This is a genomic window from Pseudonocardia broussonetiae, from assembly GCF_013155125.1.
Taxonomy (GTDB): domain Bacteria; phylum Actinomycetota; class Actinomycetes; order Mycobacteriales; family Pseudonocardiaceae; genus Pseudonocardia; species Pseudonocardia broussonetiae.
Genome location: NZ_CP053564.1, coordinates 2,304,259 through 2,321,501, shown reverse-complemented (window position 1 = coordinate 2,321,501; position 17,243 = coordinate 2,304,259). Strand labels below are relative to the sequence as shown.

15 protein-coding genes are annotated in these 17,243 nt (G+C 76.7%); 6 read left to right on the top strand and 9 right to left on the bottom strand.

Going from position 1 to position 17,243, the window contains the following annotated elements; genetic code table 11:
* Positions 1-29: 29 nt before the first annotated feature.
* The 4 genes from HOP40_RS11475 to HOP40_RS11465 form a co-directional block, all read right to left on the bottom strand.
* Positions 30-548 carry an OsmC family protein gene (locus HOP40_RS11475; protein WP_172157522.1) on the bottom strand — a complete coding sequence of 173 codons (519 nt, stop codon included), beginning with the start codon at positions 546-548 and terminating at the stop codon, positions 30-32.
* A 113-nt stretch (positions 549-661) separates the two neighbouring features.
* Entirely contained in the window at positions 662-721 is a 60-nt protein-coding gene (locus HOP40_RS36770; RefSeq protein WP_420821817.1) for a putative leader peptide, read from the bottom strand.
* Positions 722-764: 43 nt separating this feature from the next.
* Positions 765-1,463: a PIG-L deacetylase family protein gene (locus tag HOP40_RS11470; RefSeq protein ID WP_172168231.1), complete on the bottom strand. Its 699-nt coding sequence runs from the start codon at positions 1,461-1,463 to the stop codon at positions 765-767.
* An 11-nt stretch (positions 1,464-1,474) separates the two neighbouring features.
* Positions 1,475-2,002: a signal peptidase I gene (locus HOP40_RS11465; protein ID WP_172157520.1), complete on the bottom strand. Its 528-nt coding sequence runs from the start codon at positions 2,000-2,002 to the stop codon at positions 1,475-1,477.
* A gap of 109 nt (positions 2,003-2,111) precedes the next feature.
* Here HOP40_RS11465 and HOP40_RS11460 point away from each other — a divergent pair, with 109 nt between their 5' ends.
* From HOP40_RS11460 to HOP40_RS11445, 4 genes are all read left to right on the top strand, one after another.
* Positions 2,112-2,714, top strand: a complete 603-nt coding sequence (locus HOP40_RS11460; RefSeq protein ID WP_172157518.1) for a TasA family protein — start codon at positions 2,112-2,114, stop codon at positions 2,712-2,714.
* 49 nt (positions 2,715-2,763) lie between these two features.
* The gene (locus HOP40_RS36390; protein ID WP_275691349.1) at positions 2,764-4,026 is read left to right on the top strand and encodes a calcium-binding protein; all 1,263 of its coding nucleotides are present in this window, start codon (positions 2,764-2,766) and stop codon (positions 4,024-4,026) included.
* 34 nt (positions 4,027-4,060) lie between these two features.
* Positions 4,061-5,698 carry an ABC-F family ATP-binding cassette domain-containing protein gene (locus HOP40_RS11450; RefSeq protein ID WP_172157516.1) on the top strand — a complete coding sequence of 546 codons (1,638 nt, stop codon included), beginning with the start codon at positions 4,061-4,063 and terminating at the stop codon, positions 5,696-5,698.
* 83 nt (positions 5,699-5,781) lie between these two features.
* Positions 5,782-8,328 carry a helix-turn-helix transcriptional regulator gene (locus tag HOP40_RS11445; protein ID WP_172157514.1) on the top strand — a complete coding sequence of 849 codons (2,547 nt, stop codon included), beginning with the start codon at positions 5,782-5,784 and terminating at the stop codon, positions 8,326-8,328.
* Positions 8,329-8,592: 264 nt separating this feature from the next.
* Here HOP40_RS11445 and HOP40_RS11440 read toward each other — a convergent pair whose 3' ends face one another.
* The 5 genes from HOP40_RS11440 to HOP40_RS11420 all read right to left on the bottom strand — a co-directional run bounded on the left by HOP40_RS11440 (position 8,593) and on the right by HOP40_RS11420 (position 14,541).
* A complete protein-coding gene (locus HOP40_RS11440; RefSeq protein ID WP_240157627.1) occupies positions 8,593-10,092 on the bottom strand; it encodes a dynamin family protein in 1,500 nt (499 codons plus the stop codon).
* Positions 10,093-10,102: 10 nt separating this feature from the next.
* Complete coding sequence (locus tag HOP40_RS11435) at positions 10,103-11,986, bottom strand: dynamin family protein (protein WP_205347159.1); 1,884 nt, start codon at positions 11,984-11,986, stop codon at positions 10,103-10,105.
* A gap of 88 nt (positions 11,987-12,074) precedes the next feature.
* Positions 12,075-12,869 (bottom strand): IniB N-terminal domain-containing protein, encoded by a 795-nt coding sequence (locus tag HOP40_RS11430; protein ID WP_172157512.1) that lies wholly within the window; start codon positions 12,867-12,869, stop codon positions 12,075-12,077.
* A gap of 82 nt (positions 12,870-12,951) precedes the next feature.
* Complete coding sequence (locus HOP40_RS11425) at positions 12,952-13,878, bottom strand: hypothetical protein (RefSeq protein WP_172157510.1); 927 nt, start codon at positions 13,876-13,878, stop codon at positions 12,952-12,954.
* A 72-nt stretch (positions 13,879-13,950) separates the two neighbouring features.
* The gene (locus tag HOP40_RS11420; RefSeq protein WP_172157508.1) at positions 13,951-14,541 is read right to left on the bottom strand and encodes a DUF3558 family protein; all 591 of its coding nucleotides are present in this window, start codon (positions 14,539-14,541) and stop codon (positions 13,951-13,953) included.
* Positions 14,542-14,718: 177 nt separating this feature from the next.
* On the opposite strand from HOP40_RS11420, the gene HOP40_RS11415 reads away from it, so the two are divergent.
* Together HOP40_RS11415 and HOP40_RS11410 are read left to right on the top strand one after the other, a co-directional pair.
* A complete protein-coding gene (locus tag HOP40_RS11415; protein WP_172157506.1) occupies positions 14,719-16,602 on the top strand; it encodes an Hsp70 family protein in 1,884 nt (627 codons plus the stop codon).
* A gap of 53 nt (positions 16,603-16,655) precedes the next feature.
* Entirely contained in the window at positions 16,656-17,183 is a 528-nt protein-coding gene (locus HOP40_RS11410) for a hypothetical protein (protein ID WP_172157504.1), read from the top strand.
* Positions 17,184-17,243: the final 60 nt, after the last annotated feature.

The following is a 17,243-nucleotide window of genomic DNA, read 5'->3' as shown; positions in this document are numbered from 1 at the left end:
GGGGTCGCCCGCCGTCGGCGTACCCGGGGTCAGTCGGCCAGGCGCGTCGTCACCGGCGTGGGCCGGCTGAACAGGTCGAGCACCGGGCAGTGCTCGTCGACGGCGGCGCGCAGCTCCTCGTAGCGCTCGCGCGGCGCCGGGCCCTGCAGGTCGACGACGACCCGGACCTCCCCGAAGCCGGGGCGCACGGCGTCGTCGAAGCCGAAGAAGCCGCGGACGTCGAGGTCGCCCTCGATCGTGGCCGACACGTCGTCGAGCGGGATGCCGAGCTTCGCCGCCCAGAAGCGGTAGGTCACGACCTGGCAGGACAGCAGCGCCGCCAGGGCGTACTCGACGGGGTTGGGCGCGGCGTCCTGGCCGCCCAGCGCGGGCGGCTCGTCGACGACGAGGTCGTGGCGCCCGGCGCGGATGTCGGACACGACGCCCGCCCCGCCGGTGCCGGTGGTGCGGAACAGGGCGAGCGCCCTGTCGGGGCTGTCGGTGACGGCCGCCTCGGTGGCGGCGATGACGGCGCGCAGGGCGTCGTCACGGGTCTCGGTGCTGGTCACAGGGGTCTCCGTCCGGGTCCGGTCCGGACGTGCGGGCACGCCGGACAGGCCCTGGGAAGTAGGGGTGGGTGTCTCGGATCTGCGGTGCGGGCGGCGTCACGGACGCCGGGGCGTCACCGACAGAGCGCGGCCTGCGTGCGGCAGAGGTCGACGTGTCGACGGCGGGAGAACACGGTCCGAGCCCACACGGCGGGGCGGACGGAGTCAACCCCCGTCTCACATCGCGATCAGCTCGAACGCCGTGGCGAGCCGAGCGCCCGGCAGCCGCGCGCCGTCGGCCTCGGCCATCGGGCGCAGGAACCCCTCGGGGTCGGCCATGTCGCCGCCGAGCGCGGCGAGGTAGGCGCGGTGCGCGGCCAGGGAGGCGACGCCGCGCTCGAAGTACCCGTCGACGTCGACGGCGTGGCTGTTGCGCGGCGACGCCGCGGCCGCCACCCACCGCACGCCGCTCCACGGCTCGCCGACCTCGGGGAACAGCCACCGGTTGCCGGCGTCGCGGACCGCGTCGAGGACCGCCCGGCCGGTGGCGGTGTGGTCGGCCATGTTGAGTCCGACGTCGCCGGGCCAGGTGTCGCGGAAGTTGCCGGTGACGACGAGCTCGGGGCGGTGCCGGCGGATCGCGGTGGCGATGTCGCGGCGCAGCGGCACCCCGTACTCGACCAGCCCGTCGGGGTGGTCCAGGAACTCCACGACGTCGACGCCCACCGCGGCGGCCGCGGCCCGCTGCTCGGCCTCCCGGAGCGGCCCGCACTCCGCGGGCGGCAGCGTGTCGATCCCCGCCTCCCCGCGCGTGACCAGCAGGTACGTCACCTGCTTGCCCTGCGACGTCCACCGCGCGACGGCCGCGGCCCCGCCGTACTCCAGGTCGTCCGGGTGGGCCACCACGGCGAGCGCGCGGGTCCAGTCCTCGGGCATCAGCTCGTACGTCACGGCGCCATCCTGGCCCCTCGGTCGTCCGCGCGGGGGCGGGCCGCGGGCAGCAGCAGGCCGGCCCCGAGCAGGAGCAGCAGCACCCCGCCCCCGACCAGCAGGCCGACGGGCGTGCGCAGGGCCGCCATCGCCCCGCCGACCCACGGCACCACGTACCACTCGACGCCGCGCAGGTCGGCCGCCGCGACGACGCCCGGGTCCGGGTCGGGGTTGGCGTCGCCGCGGGTGCGGAACGCGGGCCCGTCGAGCACCTCGACGACCCGGTGGGTGACGACGCGGGTCTCCGCGGAGCCGGGGTCGCGGGCCAGGAACGTGACGACGTCGCCGACACCGACCTCCCCGGCCGGCCGCGGACGGACGACGACCACCGAGCCCACCGGCAGCGTCGGCTCCATGCTCCCCGACAGCACCGTCAGCGTGCTGGCCCCGGCCACCGCGGGCACGGCGGCCACGGCGAGCGCGAGCGCCACCGCGGCGACGACGAACAGGGCCAGCAGAGCACTCCACGCACGTCTCGCGACCATCGCGCAATCGTGCGCGCACCGACCCGGGAGCGTCGGATCCGCACCGTTTCTCCACCCGATCGGTGATCTCGGCGCGCGATATCGCGCGGGCCCCTGATGAATGGTCGCAATGACCGCACTGCAGAACAAGAAGGTCAGACTCGGAATCGGCATCGCGGCCGTGGCACTCGCCGCCGCCGCGATCGGCGCCGGCACCTACGCCGCGTTCAGCGACACCGAGACCGGGCCCGGCGGCACGCTGAAGGCGGGCACGCTGGACCTCACTGTCGGCGGCTCCGGCGGCGTCACGCTGTTCACGGGGGAGAACATCGCGCCCGGGTACACCTCGACCTCGACCATCGCCCTCACCAACACCGGGAGCATCCCCGGCACGCTGGCCAGCACGCTCCAGCTCACGGGCACGGACGTGACCTGCACCGAGCCGGAGGCCGAGGCCGAGGGCAAGGCGCAGGGAGCCTGCGCGCCCGGCGGCGACCTCCAGAACCAGCTCACCATCTCGATCCTCAGCGGGCCGGGCGTCGCCGCGGCGACGCCGCCGGTGACGCTGGCGAAGTTCGCCGAGACCGGGTTCGGCCAGATCCCGCTGGGCGCCGGCGCGACCGGCGAGTACGTCCTCAAGTTCGAACTGCCGAACCTCTCCGGAACGGAGAACAACAAGGTGCAGGGTGACCGCGTCACGCTGAGTTCGAATTACACGCTGACCCAGTCCTGATCCGGGGTGAGGGGGCCCGATCATGCGACGGAAAACGGCACTCGCCGTAGTGCTGGTCCTGGCGATCACCGCCACGGGTGCCGCACTCGTGTTCGGCAACGGCACCCTGGCGGCGTTCTCCGACTCCGACAAGGGGGGCGGCGGGACGGCGCGCACCGCCACCGTCGTCCTCGGCGGGCGGAGCACGCCGGTGGCGCTGACCTACACGGGCCTGCGCGCGTCGAGCACCACCCGCACGGTCAACCTGACGATCGACTACCGCGGCACGGTGCCCGCCACCGTGCAGCTGCAGCTCCCCTCGGGGGCGACCTCCACGTCGTGCACCCGCAACGGCACGACGTGGTCCGACGGCACGCTCGTCGGCTCGCTGACGATCGCGCTCGGCAGCCAGCCCGCCGTGCCCTACTGCTCGCTGCTCGACGGGGTGGCCCGCACCGTCGTCACGACCGTCGCACCCGGGACGACGACCGTCGTGCCGGTCACGGTGACGGTCGGCGGCCTCCTGGTGACCGGCCGCTCCGAGCGCGCCCCGATCACCGTCCGGGCCGTGGGCGGCTTCACCGACCGGGTGCTGGGCACCGTGTCGATCACGACCAGCGGCCTGGTCGGCGCCCAGTCGGCGACGGTGGCCGCACCCGCTCCGGTCGCGGCGCGGACCGTGGCCCCACCCGCGCCCCCCGCGGAGTGCCCCGGCACGTACGTCGAGACCGTGGTGCTGACGCCCGACCGGCCGCGGTTCGTCGCGGCCGAGGACCGCCCGGGCGCACCGGGGCCGTTCCTCGTGCAGGGCACCGCCGGCGACGACGTCGTCACCGGTTCCGGCGCCGGTGACTGCCTCGTCGGCGGGGGCGGCGCCGACGTGCTCGACGGCGCGGGCGGCGACGACGTGCTGCTCGGCGGCGACGGCCCGGACCGGCTCACCGGCGGCCCGGGCGCCGACCGGCTCCTCGGCGGCGCGGGGATCGACGAGCTGACCGGCGGGGCGGGGGCCGACGTCCTCGACGGCCAGGCCGACGGCGGCACCTGCGACGCCGACCCGGCCGACACCGTGACCGCGTGCGCGCTGCCCGCGCCCGCCCCGGCCCCGGTCGCCCCCGCACCGGCCCCCGCGCCCCCGGTGGAACCGGCACCCGCTCCTGCCCCGGAACCGGCTCCGGTCCCCGTCGAGCCCGCCCCGGTGGAACCGGCACCCGCACCCGCCGAGCCGGCTCCCGCGCCCGCTCCGGAACCGGTGCCCGAGCCGGCGCCCGTCGCCCCGGCCCCGCAGCAGGAGGGCTCCGCCGACCCGGCGGTGCCCGAGGGGACCGGGTAGCGGCCGCGGCCCGGCGGGTAGCGTTTCCCGCGACATGAGCGCCACCCTGCAGGCCACCGACCTCGCCGCCGGCCACGGCGCCCGCGTGCTGTTCTCCGGGCTCGACCTCGTCGTCGCCCCCGGCGACGTCGTCGGGCTCGTCGGGGCCAACGGCGCCGGCAAGTCCACGCTGCTGCGCCTGCTCGCGGGCGAGCTCGACCCCGAGGGCGGGCGCGTGTCGCTCAGCCCGCCCGACGCGACGGTCGGGCACCTCCCGCAGGAGCCCGACCGCCGCCCCGGCGAGACCGTGGCCGCGTTCCTGGCCCGGCGCACCGGCGTCGCGGCGGCGCAGGCGGCGATGGACGCGGCCGCCGAGGCGCTCGGTGAGGGCGCCCCCGGCGCCGACGACACCTACGCCACCGCGCTCGACCGCTGGCTCGCCCTCGGCGGGGCCGACCTGGAGGAGCGCGCGGGCGAGGTCGCCGCGGAGGTGGGGCTGGGTGTCGACCTGGAGGCGCCGATGACGGCGCTGTCGGGCGGTCAGGCCGCCCGCGCCGGGCTCGCCGCGCTGCTGCTCTCCCGCTACGACGTGCTGCTGCTCGACGAGCCCACCAACGACCTCGACCTCGACGGCCTGGAGCGCCTGGAGAGGTTCGTGCAGGGGCTGCGGGCGCCGGCCGTCATCGTCAGCCACGACCGCGAGTTCCTCGCCCGCACCGTCACCCGGGTCGTGGAGCTCGACCTCGCGCAGCAGCAGGTCGGCGTCTACGACGGCGGCTACGACAGCTACCTCGCCGAGCGGGAGGTGGCCCGCCGGCACGCCCGCGAGGCCTACGAGGAGTACGACGACAGGCTCGGCTCGCTCAAGGACCGCGCCCAGATGCAGCGCAACTGGATGGCCCAGGGCGTCCGCAACGCCCGCCGGAAGTCCACCGACAACGACAAGATCGGCCGGAACAAGCGCGCCGAGACCAGCGAGAAGCAGGCCGCGAAGGCCCGGCAGACGCAGAAGATGATCGACCGGCTCGACGTCGTCGAGGAGCCCCGCAAGGAGTGGGAGCTGCGCATGACGATCGCCGCGGCGCCGCGCTCGGGCACGGTCGTCGCGTCGATGACGGGGGCGGTCGTCCGGCGCGGGTCGTTCACGCTCGGGCCGATCGACGCGCAGGTCGACTGGGCCGACCGCGTCGTCATCACCGGGGCCAACGGCGCGGGCAAGACCACGCTGATCGGCGCGCTGCTCGGGCGCATCCCGGTCGACGAGGGCTCGGCGGGCCTCGGGTCCGGCGTCCGCGTCGGGGAGATCGACCAGGCGCGCGGGCTGTTCCTCGGCCCCCAGCCGCTCGCCCGGGCGTTCGGCGACGCGGTGCCCGACTGGGCCGAGTCCGACGTCCGCACGCTGCTCGCGAAGTTCGGGCTCACCGGCGACCACGCGCCGCGCCCGGCCGCCTCGCTGTCTCCCGGCGAGCGCACGCGGGCGGCGCTGGCGCTGCTGCAGGCGCGGGAGGTCAACCTGCTCGTGCTCGACGAGCCGACCAACCACCTCGACCTGCCCGCCATCGAGCAGCTCGAGCAGGCCCTCGACGGCTTCGGCGGCACCGTGCTCCTCGTGACGCACGACCGCCGGATGCTCGACTCGGTCCGCACCACCCGCCACTGGGCCGTTCGGGACGGGCTGCTCGTCACCTCGTGACGGTCGGTGCGCGCACGCCACCCGACCCGGCATGATCCGCGTCCCGGCTGTCATGAGCGGCCGCCGATCGCCGAAGGTGGGGCATGGGCTCCGCCGTGACGATGACGCGGCCCGTCCGGGACGGCCCCGTCGTGCCGCCGGGCGGGGCGGCCCTCGCGCGGCTGGTGTCCGAGCGCCCGCACGACCCCCTCGTCGCCACCGTCGGCGGGCCCGGCGGGACCGGCAAGACCCTGCTCCTCGACGCGCTCGCGCAGCTCTGGACGGCGGCCGGCGTGCGGGTGCTGCGCGTCGACCCCACCACCGCACTCCCCGCGCTCGACGACTCCTGCGCCGTCCTCGTCGACGACGCCCACCGGCTCGACGACGGGCGCCTCGACGCCCTGCGCGACCACGCGCTGCGCGGGCGCCTCGTGCTGGCCCACCGCCCGTGGCCGCGCCCGGACGCGCTCGCCGCGCTGTGCGCCGGGGTGGGTGCGCGGCGGGTCGTCGCCATCGTGGGGCACCTCGACGCCGCCGCGGTCGCCGACCGGCTCGCCGAGCGCCTCGGCGCAGCCCCGCCGGACGGCATGGCCGAGCTGGTGCACCGCCAGTCCGGCGGGCTGCCCGCGCTCGTCGACCTCGTCACGCAGGGCCTCGTCGACTCCGGCCGCGTCACCGCCCGCTTCCACGCGCCGGAGCGGATCACCGTGTCGGTGTCGCTGGCCGAGCGGCTGCGCCACCGCGTCGACGCCCTGCCGCCCGCCGTGCAGGCGCTGCTGACCGCGATGGCCCACGGCGCCACGCTCGACAGCGACGTCCTCGCCCCGGTCCTCGAGCTCCCCGGGCCGGAGCTGGAGGACGCCGTCGAGGCCGCCCGCGCGACCGGGCTGCTCACCGAGGCGGGCGAGCTGATCCCGCTGATCCGCACGCTGTTCCTGCGGCTGACCCCGGTCCTGCGCACCCGCGACCTGCACCGCCGCCTGGCCGGCATCGAGCTCGCCCGCGGCGGCTCCGTGCTCGCCGCCGGCCAGCGGCTGCTGGGCACCGGCGCGAGCGGCACGCACATCGCCACCGTCCTGCGCACCGCGGCCGACGAGGCGCTCACCCGGTCCCCCGCGCTGTCGGCCGAGCTGCTGGAGGCCGCCGTCGACGCCGGGCACCCGCGGCTCGACGTCGCGGGGCGGCGCGCGCACGCGCTCGTGCTGGCCGGGCGGATCGGGGAGGCCCTGCAGGTCGCCGACGACGTGCTCGCGTGCCCGGAGTCCCCCGACCGCACCGCCGCCGTCGTCGCGGCCGCCACGGCGCTCGCCCACCGCGGCCTGCCCGAACGGGGCGCCGAGCTGCTGCGCGCGCTGCCGCCGGGCCGCGCGGTGCTCGCGGTGCCCGCGCTCGTCGTGAGCGGCCGGCTCGACGAGGCCCGCGCGCTGCTGGCCGCCGCCGACGCCGCGCGCGGTGCCGACACCCTGCTCGACGGGGCCGCGCGGCTGCTCGGCGCGGGGATGGTCGGGGCGGTCACGGGGTCGGCGGCCGCGCTGTCGCGGCTCGCGCAGGCCACGGCGATGCTCGAACCGGTGGCCGCCACGACGCTGCTTCCCGATACGCCCGCCGCGCTCACGGCGGTCGTCGCGGTGCAGGCGGGGCAGCCCGCCGTGGCCGAGTCGACGCTGCGGCGGGCGATCGAGGGCGGGCACGGCGGGCGGGTCGCGACGCTGCGCCACCGGCTGCTGCTGGCCGGGATCCTGCTGGCCCGCGGCACGCTGGGCCCGCCGGCGGGGCTCGTCGAGCGGGTCGCGCGCCAGGACCCGCCGCCCGAGCCCCGCGACGCGCTGCTGCTCGCCGGGCTGGAGGTCGGGCTCGCCCGCCGTCGCGAGGACCCGGCCGCGCTCGCCGCCGCCTGGGGCCGCGCGCGCGAGGCCGTCGTCCGCCATCCCGCCGACCTCACGACGCTCCCGGTGCTCGGCGAGCTGGCCGTCGCCGCCGCGCAGCTCGGCGAGTCGTTCTGGCTCGACGGCCCGCTGGAGGACCTCGACGCCGTGCTCGACCGCCTCGGCCGCCCCGCGCTGTGGGCGGCCCCGCTGACGTGGTGGCGGCTGCGTGCGGCGGTGGCCGCCGGCGACGCCGTGGGCCCCTTCGTCGACGTCCTCGCCGCCACGGCGTCCTCGTCGCCGTACGCCGGGGTGCTGGCCGCGGCCGGACGGGGCTGGGCGTCCGTCGTCGACGGGACGCTGGACGTCGAGGGGATCGTGGCGACGGGGCGCCGGATGGTGGCCGTCGGGCTGGGCGGGGAGGCCGCGCAGCTCGCCGGCCGGGCCGCCGCGGCCACCCCCGACCGCCGCGCGGCGCACGCCCTGCACGCCGTCGCCCGCGCGCTGCAGGGCGGCGGGCCGGTGCCGGCCGAGCCCGGGGAGGCGCCCGCGCCGGACCCGGCGACGACGGCCCCGCCGGCCGACGCGGGCGCCCTGACCGAGCGCGAGCGCGAGATCGGGCGCCTCATCCTCACCGGCCTGACCTACAAGCAGATCGGCCAGCGCCTGTTCATCTCGGCGAAGACCGTGGAGCACTACGTGGCCCGGATGCGCCAGCGGCTCGGGGTCGCGAGCCGGGGCGAGCTGTTCGCCCTCCTGCAGTCGGCCCTGGGCGACGGTTCCTGACCCCACCTCCGGCGAGTCCGCCGAATCCCCCGGCGAGTCCGCCGAATCCCCCGGCGAGTTCGCCGAACCCCCCGGCGAGTTCGCCGCTCCGGTACGCCGAGATGTTCGTCCGCGCCCGGGCACGTTCGGCCACGACGGCGAGCCCGATCGGCGAACTCGCGCAGCAGGGCGGCCAACTCGCGCAGCAGGGCGGCCAACTCGCGCAGCAGGGCGGCGAACTCGCGCGGGAGGGGGGCGAACTCGCGCGGCAGGGGGCGGGGCGGGCTAGGGGCGGAGGGTGGCGACCAGGCCCTCGCAGGTCCGGACCACCGTCCGGCACACCCCGGTGACCGCGCGGCCCAGCATCGGGTTCTCCGCGTGCTCCTGCCAGCGCGCGAGGGCGTCGAGCGCCGCGGCGTGCAGGTCGTGGGGGCCCGCGGCGGGGGGCAGGCCGAGACGGGCAGCCGGTCCGGCGCCGACCGCGCCCAGCAGCCGCGCGCCCTCGTCGGACAGCGAGGCGGGCAGCGCCACCGCCCCGGCCCGCAGCTCCGCCAGCAGCCGCAGCTCGGTGAACTCGTGCGCCCCGGTGAGCAGTCGCTCCAGCTCCGCCGACAGCGCCCGCGAGCCGGACACCGGGTCGTCCTGCACCACCTGGTGCACGGCGAGCAGCGCCGACCGGGCCTTGAGGACGTCGCGGCGCTGCACGAACTGGCGGTCGAGGGCGTCGCGCAGCTCGCCCAATCCGCTGCGCTGCACCAGGTCGGCGGCCAGGGCGGCCGGGGTGGCGACGCCCTGGCGGATCAGCATCGTCGACAGGCGCAGCCCGAACACCCCGAACCGCCGCAGCAGCGCCGCCCGCTGAGCCGGCACGAGGTCGGGCACCGCGCGGGCGATCGGCGAGTCCGACGCCACGAACCGGTCGACGGTGAGCAGCGACGCCTCCACGGCGTCCTTGGGCTGGCGGGCGAGCGCGGCGAGCACCGTGAACTCCGTCTGGTGCAGCGTGCGGGCGGTCTCGGCCACCAGCCCGGCGACGGCGACGACGTCCTGCGCCAGCCCCCGCAGCGCCGGCTCGGAGCGGTAGCGCCGGGCGATCGCCCGCGCCGACACCATCGCGTCGACCCGCCCGCCGCCGATCTCGTCGGCCCGCGAGATCACCGCGAGCGAGTTCACCGACGCCGTCTGCGCGACGGTCTGGCCGCGGAACGCCTCCAGGAACTCCGCGTCGGCGGCGTGCAGGTGGCGCATCAGGTAGACCACCGCGTCGGCGTCGGTGGGCCGCTCGTCGTCGGGGTGCAGGAAGCGCAGCGTCCGGCGCCCCACCTCGTGCGACAGCGATGCGAGCCCCGGCGTGTCGATCAGGGTGGCGATCCGCAGGCTCTGCGACGGCCAGTCGACGACGAGCATCTCGACGTCCTCCGCCGACGCGCCGCCGAGGTCGATCACCAGCGCGCCGTCGCGCCGGTCGACCGGGAGCTCGTGCAGCGACCCGTCGGTGCCCACCATCGTCACGCCCGTCTGCGGCGCGTCGCGGTACCAGGTGACGACCTTCGTGCACTCCCCTGCGTCGACCGGCGCCAGCCGCTCCCCGACCAGCGCGTTGAGCAGCGTCGACTTGCCCGCCTTCACCTTCCCCGCGACGGCGAGGCGCAGCGGTTCGTCGAGCCGGTCGACCTGGTGGTGCAGCCAGCCCGCGGTGCCCTCGTCGTCGCGGTAGACCTCCGCGGCATCGCGGAGCAGGTCGCGCGCGGCGTCGGTGAGGGTCCGGCCCACGACCCGCGTCACCGGGACACCGTCACGACGCGGGCACGGGCACCGCGACGGGCGCCGGGACCTGCTGCTCGCCGGCCGCCGGCACGAGCGTGCGGACCCGCTGCTGCAGCCGCTCCAGCGCCGCGATCTGCTCGGGGATCTCGGCGAGCCGGCGCGTGCGCTCCCCCTCGGTGGTCTTCACCGACCGCTCGGCCGTGGCGAGGGAGTCCTTGAGCGAGGTGTTGAGCTGCTCGGCGAGCTCGCCGAAGTGGTCGCGCAGGTCGCGCTGGACGTCGCGCAGCATGTCGCGGGAGTCCTTGCCCACCTGGAACGTCACGTCGTCGACGTAGCGGCGCACGGCCGTCTTCGCCTCGCCCTGGCGGCGGCTGACGATCCGCCGCCGCTCGTCGCTGATCGTCTTGCCGCCCAGCAGCAGCCCGGCGCCGATCGAGAACGGGTTGATCAGCGAGAGTCCGACGAACGTGCCGAGCAGCCCGAACATCAGCACGCCGATGTAGCCGCCGCGCAGCCCGGCCAGGGCCTGCTGCCCGACGTTCCACGGCTCGCCGTCGCGCACGCGCATCTCGCGCGCCGCCCCGACCGCCGCCGACGCCTCGGTGCGCAGCGCCGGGAGCACCGCCTCGCGGTCCTCGGCGAAGTGCGCGGCGACCTGCCCGGCGAGGAACCGCGCGCGCTGCGTGGCCCACAGGAAGTTCGTCGACGCCGCCGCCGCGACCTGCTGCTGGATCCACGCCGAGAGCTGGTCCCAGTTGCGGGTCGGGTCGCCGCCGTCGTCGATCTCCTCCTCGGCCAGGCGCGTGATCTCGCGCATCCGGTCGCGCAGGTCGTGGTCGATGTCGGCGTTGAGGTCGGCGACGCCGTCGCCCAGCGTATGCTGCCAGCGCGCCGACCGCTCCTTGAGCGCCGCCGCCCGCTCCTGCGCCGCGCGCAGCGACCGGATCAGCTCCTGCACGCCGTTCGGGTCGCGGTGCGAGGACTCCTCGGCGCGCAGCCCGTCGCGCAGCTGGTCGGTGACGGCCACGACGTCGTGCACGGTGGAGCGGCGCGCGAGCAGGTCGGCCTGGCCGAGCACCCGCTGCGCGAGGTAGGTCTCCAGCGCGGGGAAGCCGGACTCGGCGTTGAGCGCGGCGTCGGCCGTGACGACGGCCTGCCACCGCACCGTCGACGACACGGCGATCAGCTCGGCGTCGATCCCCGCCTCGCGCAGGTGGCGCCGGTCGAGCTCGGCGATGCGCCGCCACTCCGGGTACATGTCGGTCTTCGTCAGCACGCAGGCGACGTTGGGGCACAGCCGGATCGCCTGGCGCAGGAACTCCAGCTCGGGCGCGGTGTACTCCTGCGAGGCGTCGGAGACGAGCAGGACGGCGTCGGCCGAGGGCAGCGCGGCCATCGTCGCGGCGCCGTGCACCGACGTCAGCCCGCCCACCCCGGGGGTGTCGACGACCTCCAGCCCGGCCTGCAGGATCGTGCGCGGGATCCCGATCTCGACGCCGGTGAGACCCTGCGCGTTCTGCGGGTTGCGCGCCTCGGTGACGTAGCCGGCGACGACCCCGGACAGCTCGTGCAGCGGGATGTCGGTGCGGCGGGTGCGCTCCTGCGCGGGGAGGCCGTCGGGCCCCTGCTCACGGGCGCGGACCAGCGTCAGCACCGGCTCGTCGGCGTAGGACACCGCGGTGGAGACGGCCGTGGCGACGTCGTCGAACACCGGGCAGACCGGCGCGCTGAGCAGCGCGTTGACCAGCAGGCTCTTGCCCTGCTTGAACTCGCCGACGACGAGGACGCGCACGCGGTCGTCGAGCAGGCGGGCGCGGGCCTGGTGCAGCCGCGCCTCGAGGTCGGGACGGCCGTACGGGGCGATCGTCGCGAGGGCGAGGTCGACGGCCCTGACCGTCAGGGGACGCTCCACGGGATCCTCCACGCGGCTCAGTCTGGGACACCGCACGCACGTGCGGCGGCGCCCTCCCCCGGACGGGGGAGGGCGCGTGTCGGACGGGTCAGACCCCGGCCGCGTCGGGCACGGGCTCCGCGTCGGCGGGCGCGTCGGCCGGCTGGACGACCGCGTAGGAGTCGCCCTCGGCGTAGGTGTTCACGACCGCGGTCGTGCTCGAGTCGTCGAAGCTGTCGGTCACGGTGGTCGAGTTGTCGCTCTGGTCGTTCAGGGAGTCGACGACCACCACGGTCTCGCTGGCGTCCTCGTTGTAGGAGTCCTGCACGACGGTCGTCTCGGTGGTGTTCCCGGCGGTGTTCCCGTCGCCGTTGACGACGGTGCTGTCGTCGATCACGCCGCCCTTGTTGTCGATGCCGTCGTTGTCCTGGTTGAAGGAGTCGCGGACGTACGTCCCGCCTTCTTCGACGTGCACGCTTTTGTCGGTGTAGTGGAACTCGGTCGAGTACTGCTTGTACTCGATGTTCTGCGTGACCGTCGTCGGGCCGCCGTCGTGGTGGTGGTGCTGCTCGCGCACGACGTCGCGCTCGACGGTGTGGGTCCGCGTGACGTGGTGGATGACGCGGACCGGGTCGTCGTCGTGGGACAGGCCGCGGCCGTAGTGGCCGCCGCCGCCGCCGTAGTGACCGCCGCCGCCGTAGTGACCGCCGCCGTCGCCGCCGGAGCGGGAGACGCCGTCGCAGTCGGCCAGCATCGGCTGGACGTCGCGCACGTCCTGGGCGGTGATGCCGGCGAGGTCGTGGCGGGCGAGCACCCCCTGGGGGTCGCGCGCGAACTCCGCCTGCGCGTCCTCGTCGCGCAGCAGGCCGAGCAGGAAGTCGATCAGCGAGGACAGGGAGAGCACGGTGTTCACCTCCGGGGGTGGGTACGGCCCGGGCCCGCCGCCGTGGGGGCCGGCGGCGAGCCCGGGCCGGGCTCGGGTGGGGTCAGGGGACGATGCCGTCGAGGCCGAGCGTGTTGCCCGACAGCACGTCGCCGAGTTCCAGGTCGAGGTCGAGCAGGTCCGGGTCGAAGTTGCCGGAGTCGTTGACCGAGTTGTCGTCGCCGGTGTCGTTGTTGTCGCCGACCACGACGTCGTCGATGTCGAGGTCCAGGTCGAACGACTGGTCGTTGAACGAGTCGGTGACGTTCACCGAGTTGTCCGAGTTGTCGTTGCCCACGTTGTCGAGGACCTGGGTGACGCTCTCGTCGACGTTGTAGGAGTCCCGGATCGAGATGTTCTCGGTGGAGTTGCCGATCGAGTTGCCGTTCCCGTTCGCGACGTTCGAGTTCACGATGTAGCCGTCGCTGTTGTCGATGCCGTCGTTGTCCTGGTTGAAGGAGTCGACGACGTAGCCGTCGTTGTCGAAGCCGTCGTTGTCGCCGAAGGCGCCGTTGTCGAAGCTCAGGTCGGCCGTGGTGCTGGTGTTCTGCGCGTTGGCGTTCGAGCCGCCGGCACCGCCCGCGCCGCCCGCGCCGGTCGCCGCCGCCTGGCCCAGGGTCGGGCCCGCGCCGCCGGCGCCGCCAGTGCCCGCGCCGCCCGTGGCCGCGCCGTTGCCCGCAGCGCCCAGCCCCAGGCCCGCGCCGCCGACGCCGGTGCCGACGCCCGGTCCGCCCAGGCCCAGCAGCGACAGGAAGGAGTCGCCGCCCTCGCCGAGGCCGAAGCCGCCACCACCGGTGCCGGTGCCCGTGTCGTCGATGGACTGGCTCGCGCCGCCGCCGGTGCCCGCGCCGCCCGCTCCGCCGTCGCCCAGGGCGAGGCCGAGGTTGCTCGCGTCGCCGCTGTCGCCGCCGGCGCCGCCGGACGCGTCCTGGTCGTTGGTGCTCACGGGGACGACGAACTGGGCGAAGTTGAAGCTGGGGCCGTTGGCCATGGTTCCGGTCCTCTCTGGGGGTGCCGGTCGGTCCCGGCTTGCGAGAAGACTGCGGCCGGGGAACCCCCGCGGTCAGCGGGGTGCCGCCCGCACCCCGCGGGGAGCCCCATGGGGATCCGCCCCCGCAGCCCCGTGGGGATCAGCGGGGCGGGGGTCAGCCGGGCAGGGCGGCGAGCACCGGGGGCAGCAGCGACTGCAGCGCACTGCAGGAGTCGGCTCGCCGCCCTCGAGCGCGACGAGCAGCACCTGGTCGGCCGCCACCCCCACGTCGTACTGGCAGAACTCGCCCTCACCCGTGAACGTCTCCAGCGCCGGGTAGCCGGCCAGGCGCACCCGCGTGGTCGTCGGCTCGCTGTTCGCGGCCAGCGTGCCCAGACCGCCGTCACCGGTGAACACGGTGACGGCGAGCAGGCGCCCCGTCCCACCCCGCCACTCGCAGCGCGGGCCCTCGGGCCCGGTCGACGCCGTCCCGGGTGCGGCGACGCCCGCCGCCGCCAGTGCCGCGGCGTCGGGCAGCGCGCACGGGTCGGCCCCCCGCACGTCGCGCGGGTCCTGGACGGGCGGCACGTCGGGCACCGTCGACGGGGCGGAGCACGCGGCCGCGAGCACCAGCGCGAGTGCCGCCGCCCACCGCGCACCGCGCTTCCCGGTCCTGTCCGTCACGACGTGCATCCTGCCCCAGCGTTGGGCCGGTCGGCCCAAGCACGCACGGTGATCGGCTAGCACGTTCGGGCGACATTGGGCCGTTCGGCGCTAACGGGAGCGGCATCCTGGCCGATGTCCGACTGATCGCGGTGTGCTTCCGCATCGTCACGGAGAGACAGAGGGGGCGGGGACGTCATGGCCTACCAGCTCGGCATCGACCTGGGGACCACCTGGACGGCCGCCGCCGTGTGCCGCGACGGCCAGGAACGTCCCGAGGTGCTCCCGCTGGGCGGGGTGTCGAGCTCCGTCGCGTCCGTCGTCTTCCGCGCCCCCGACGGCAGCCTCGTCCTCGGCGAGCCCGCGCAGCGCCGCGCGCTGACCGAGCCGCGCCGCGTCGCCCGCGAGTTCAAGCGGCGCATCGGCGACGACACCCCGATGGTCGTCGGCGGCGAGCCCATGACGGCCGCCGACCTGTGCGCGCGATTCGTGGCCTGGGTCGTCGACGAGGCCGCGCGCCGCGAGGGCGGGGCCGCCGAGTCGATCGCCGTCACGCACCCCGTCGAGTGGGGCGAGCACAAGCGCGCGGTGTTCGCCGCGGCGCTGGCCGCGCACGGGCTCGGCCACGTCGCCTTCCTCACCGAGCCCCAGGCCGCGGCCGTCGGCTACGCGAGCACCGAGCGGATCGAGCCCGGCGGCGCCGTCGGCGTCTACGACCTGGGCGGCGGCACCTTCGACGCCGCGGTCGTCCGCAAGCTCCCCGACGGCGGGTTCGCGCTGCTCGGGCACCCCACCGGCATCGAGCGGCTCGGCGGCGTCGACTTCGACGAGGCCGTGCTCGACCACGTCCGCACCGCGCTCGGCGACGTCTGGCAGGGCCTGGACCCCGCCGACCCGAGCGTGCAGGCCGCCGTCGCCGGGCTGCGCCGCGAGTGCACGGCGGCCAAGGAGGCGCTGTCCGCCGACACCGAGGTGCTGGTGCCGGTGATGCTGCCGGGCACGCACACGCAGGTCCGGCTGGGCCGCGCCGAGTTCGAGGACATGATCCGGCCCGCGGTGGGCGAGACCGTCGAGGCCCTGCGCCGCGCCCTGGTGTCCGCCGGGCTCGCGCCCGGGGACCTCGACGCCGTCCTGCTCGTCGGCGGGTCGTCGCGGATCCCGCTGGTGTCGCAGCTGGTCTCGGCCGAGCTCGGCCGGTCGATCGCGGTCGACGCCGACCCCAAGGCCGTCGTCGCCGCCGGGGCCGCGCTCACCGCGCGGGGCCTGGTGCGGCCCGCGGTCGCCGTGCCCGTCGCCGCGCCCGCCGCCGAGCCGCTGCCCGACGTCCTGCCGGCGGTGCCGCCGGTGGCGTTCGAGGACGCCCCCGAGGAGCCCGACGCCCCGCGGCGCCGGCGCGGCACGCTGGTGCTCGCCGCGTCGATCGCGGTCGTCGCCACCTTCGGGCTGTCCGCGACGCTCGCCACCGGCGTCGTTCCGCTCCCGGCCGCCGTGGTCGGCGAGAGCCTCGCCCAGGCCGACGCCGCCGTGCCCGCCGCGGGAGCGCCCGCCGGGGTCGACCCGTGGACCGGGGCGGCGCCCGCCGTCACCACGCCCGCCGGCCCGCGCCGTCCCGAGGCCGTCGCGGCGGCGGTCCGCCCGGTCGCCCGCGTGACGCCCACCGGCGCGACGGGGGCCTCCGCGGCCGTGCCCACGCCCGCGGCGGTGCCCGTGGCGCCCGCTCCCGCGGCTCCGGCCCCGGTCGTCCCGGCGGCCCCCGTCCCCGCTCCCGCTCCCGTTCCCGTCCCCGGCCCCGGAACGGGGACCGGCGGCACGGAGGACACGGGCGGGACCGACACGCCCCCTACCGACAATGGTGGCGACACGCCGCCCGCGGACGACGGCGGCAGCACGCCGCCCGCCGACAACGGCGGTGGCAGCACCGGCGGCGACACCGGCGGCACCGAGGGCGGCGGCACGCCGCCCGTCACCGAGCCCGCACCCGTGGGCGGCACCGAGGGCGCCTCGCAGGGCGGCACGTCCACCGCTCCGGCCGCCGCACCGGCCACCTCCGCCGCGGCGTCCACCGCTCCCGCCGCCCCGTGAGGGCGCACCGCTCCGTCACGTTCGGTGCGCGCGCAGATGAGTACGGTGATCGCGTGACCCCGCACGATCCGCCGCCCCAGCCCCCGGGGCGGCCCCGCTTCGAGTTCCGCCAGCGCCCGTCGGAGGCCGTGGCGCGGCGCGCGCGCGTCGTCGACGCGTCGTTCGCGCTGTGGACCGCCGCGGCCGTGCTCGGCGTCGTCGCGGGCCTGGTGCTGCTGCTCGACCTCGACGGCGTCACCGCCTCGGTCCGCGCGGTCGTCGACCGCGACTTCCCGAACGAGACCCCGGTGACCCGCGACCGCGCCGTCGCCGCGGCGGCCGCCGTGCTCGTGGGCGGCGCGCTGCTGGTCGGCGTCCTCACCGCCCTCGCGGCCGCGGCGATGCGCTCGGGGCGCGGCGGGGCGCGGGTCGTCCTGGCGCTGCTGCTCGCCGTGACCGTCGTGGAGATCGTGCTGGCGCTGGGCGTCGTCCCGCCCGCGGTGGTGGCGCTGCTCGCCGCCGGCGCCGTGCTGGGGCTGGTCGCGGCCGTGCTGATGCTGCTGCCGGCCGCCCACCGCTGGTTCGCCGCGCGGCGCCGCTGAGCGACCCGGCACCCCGGACACGGCTCGGGCCCCCCACCGCGAGGGTGGAGGGCCCGGGGG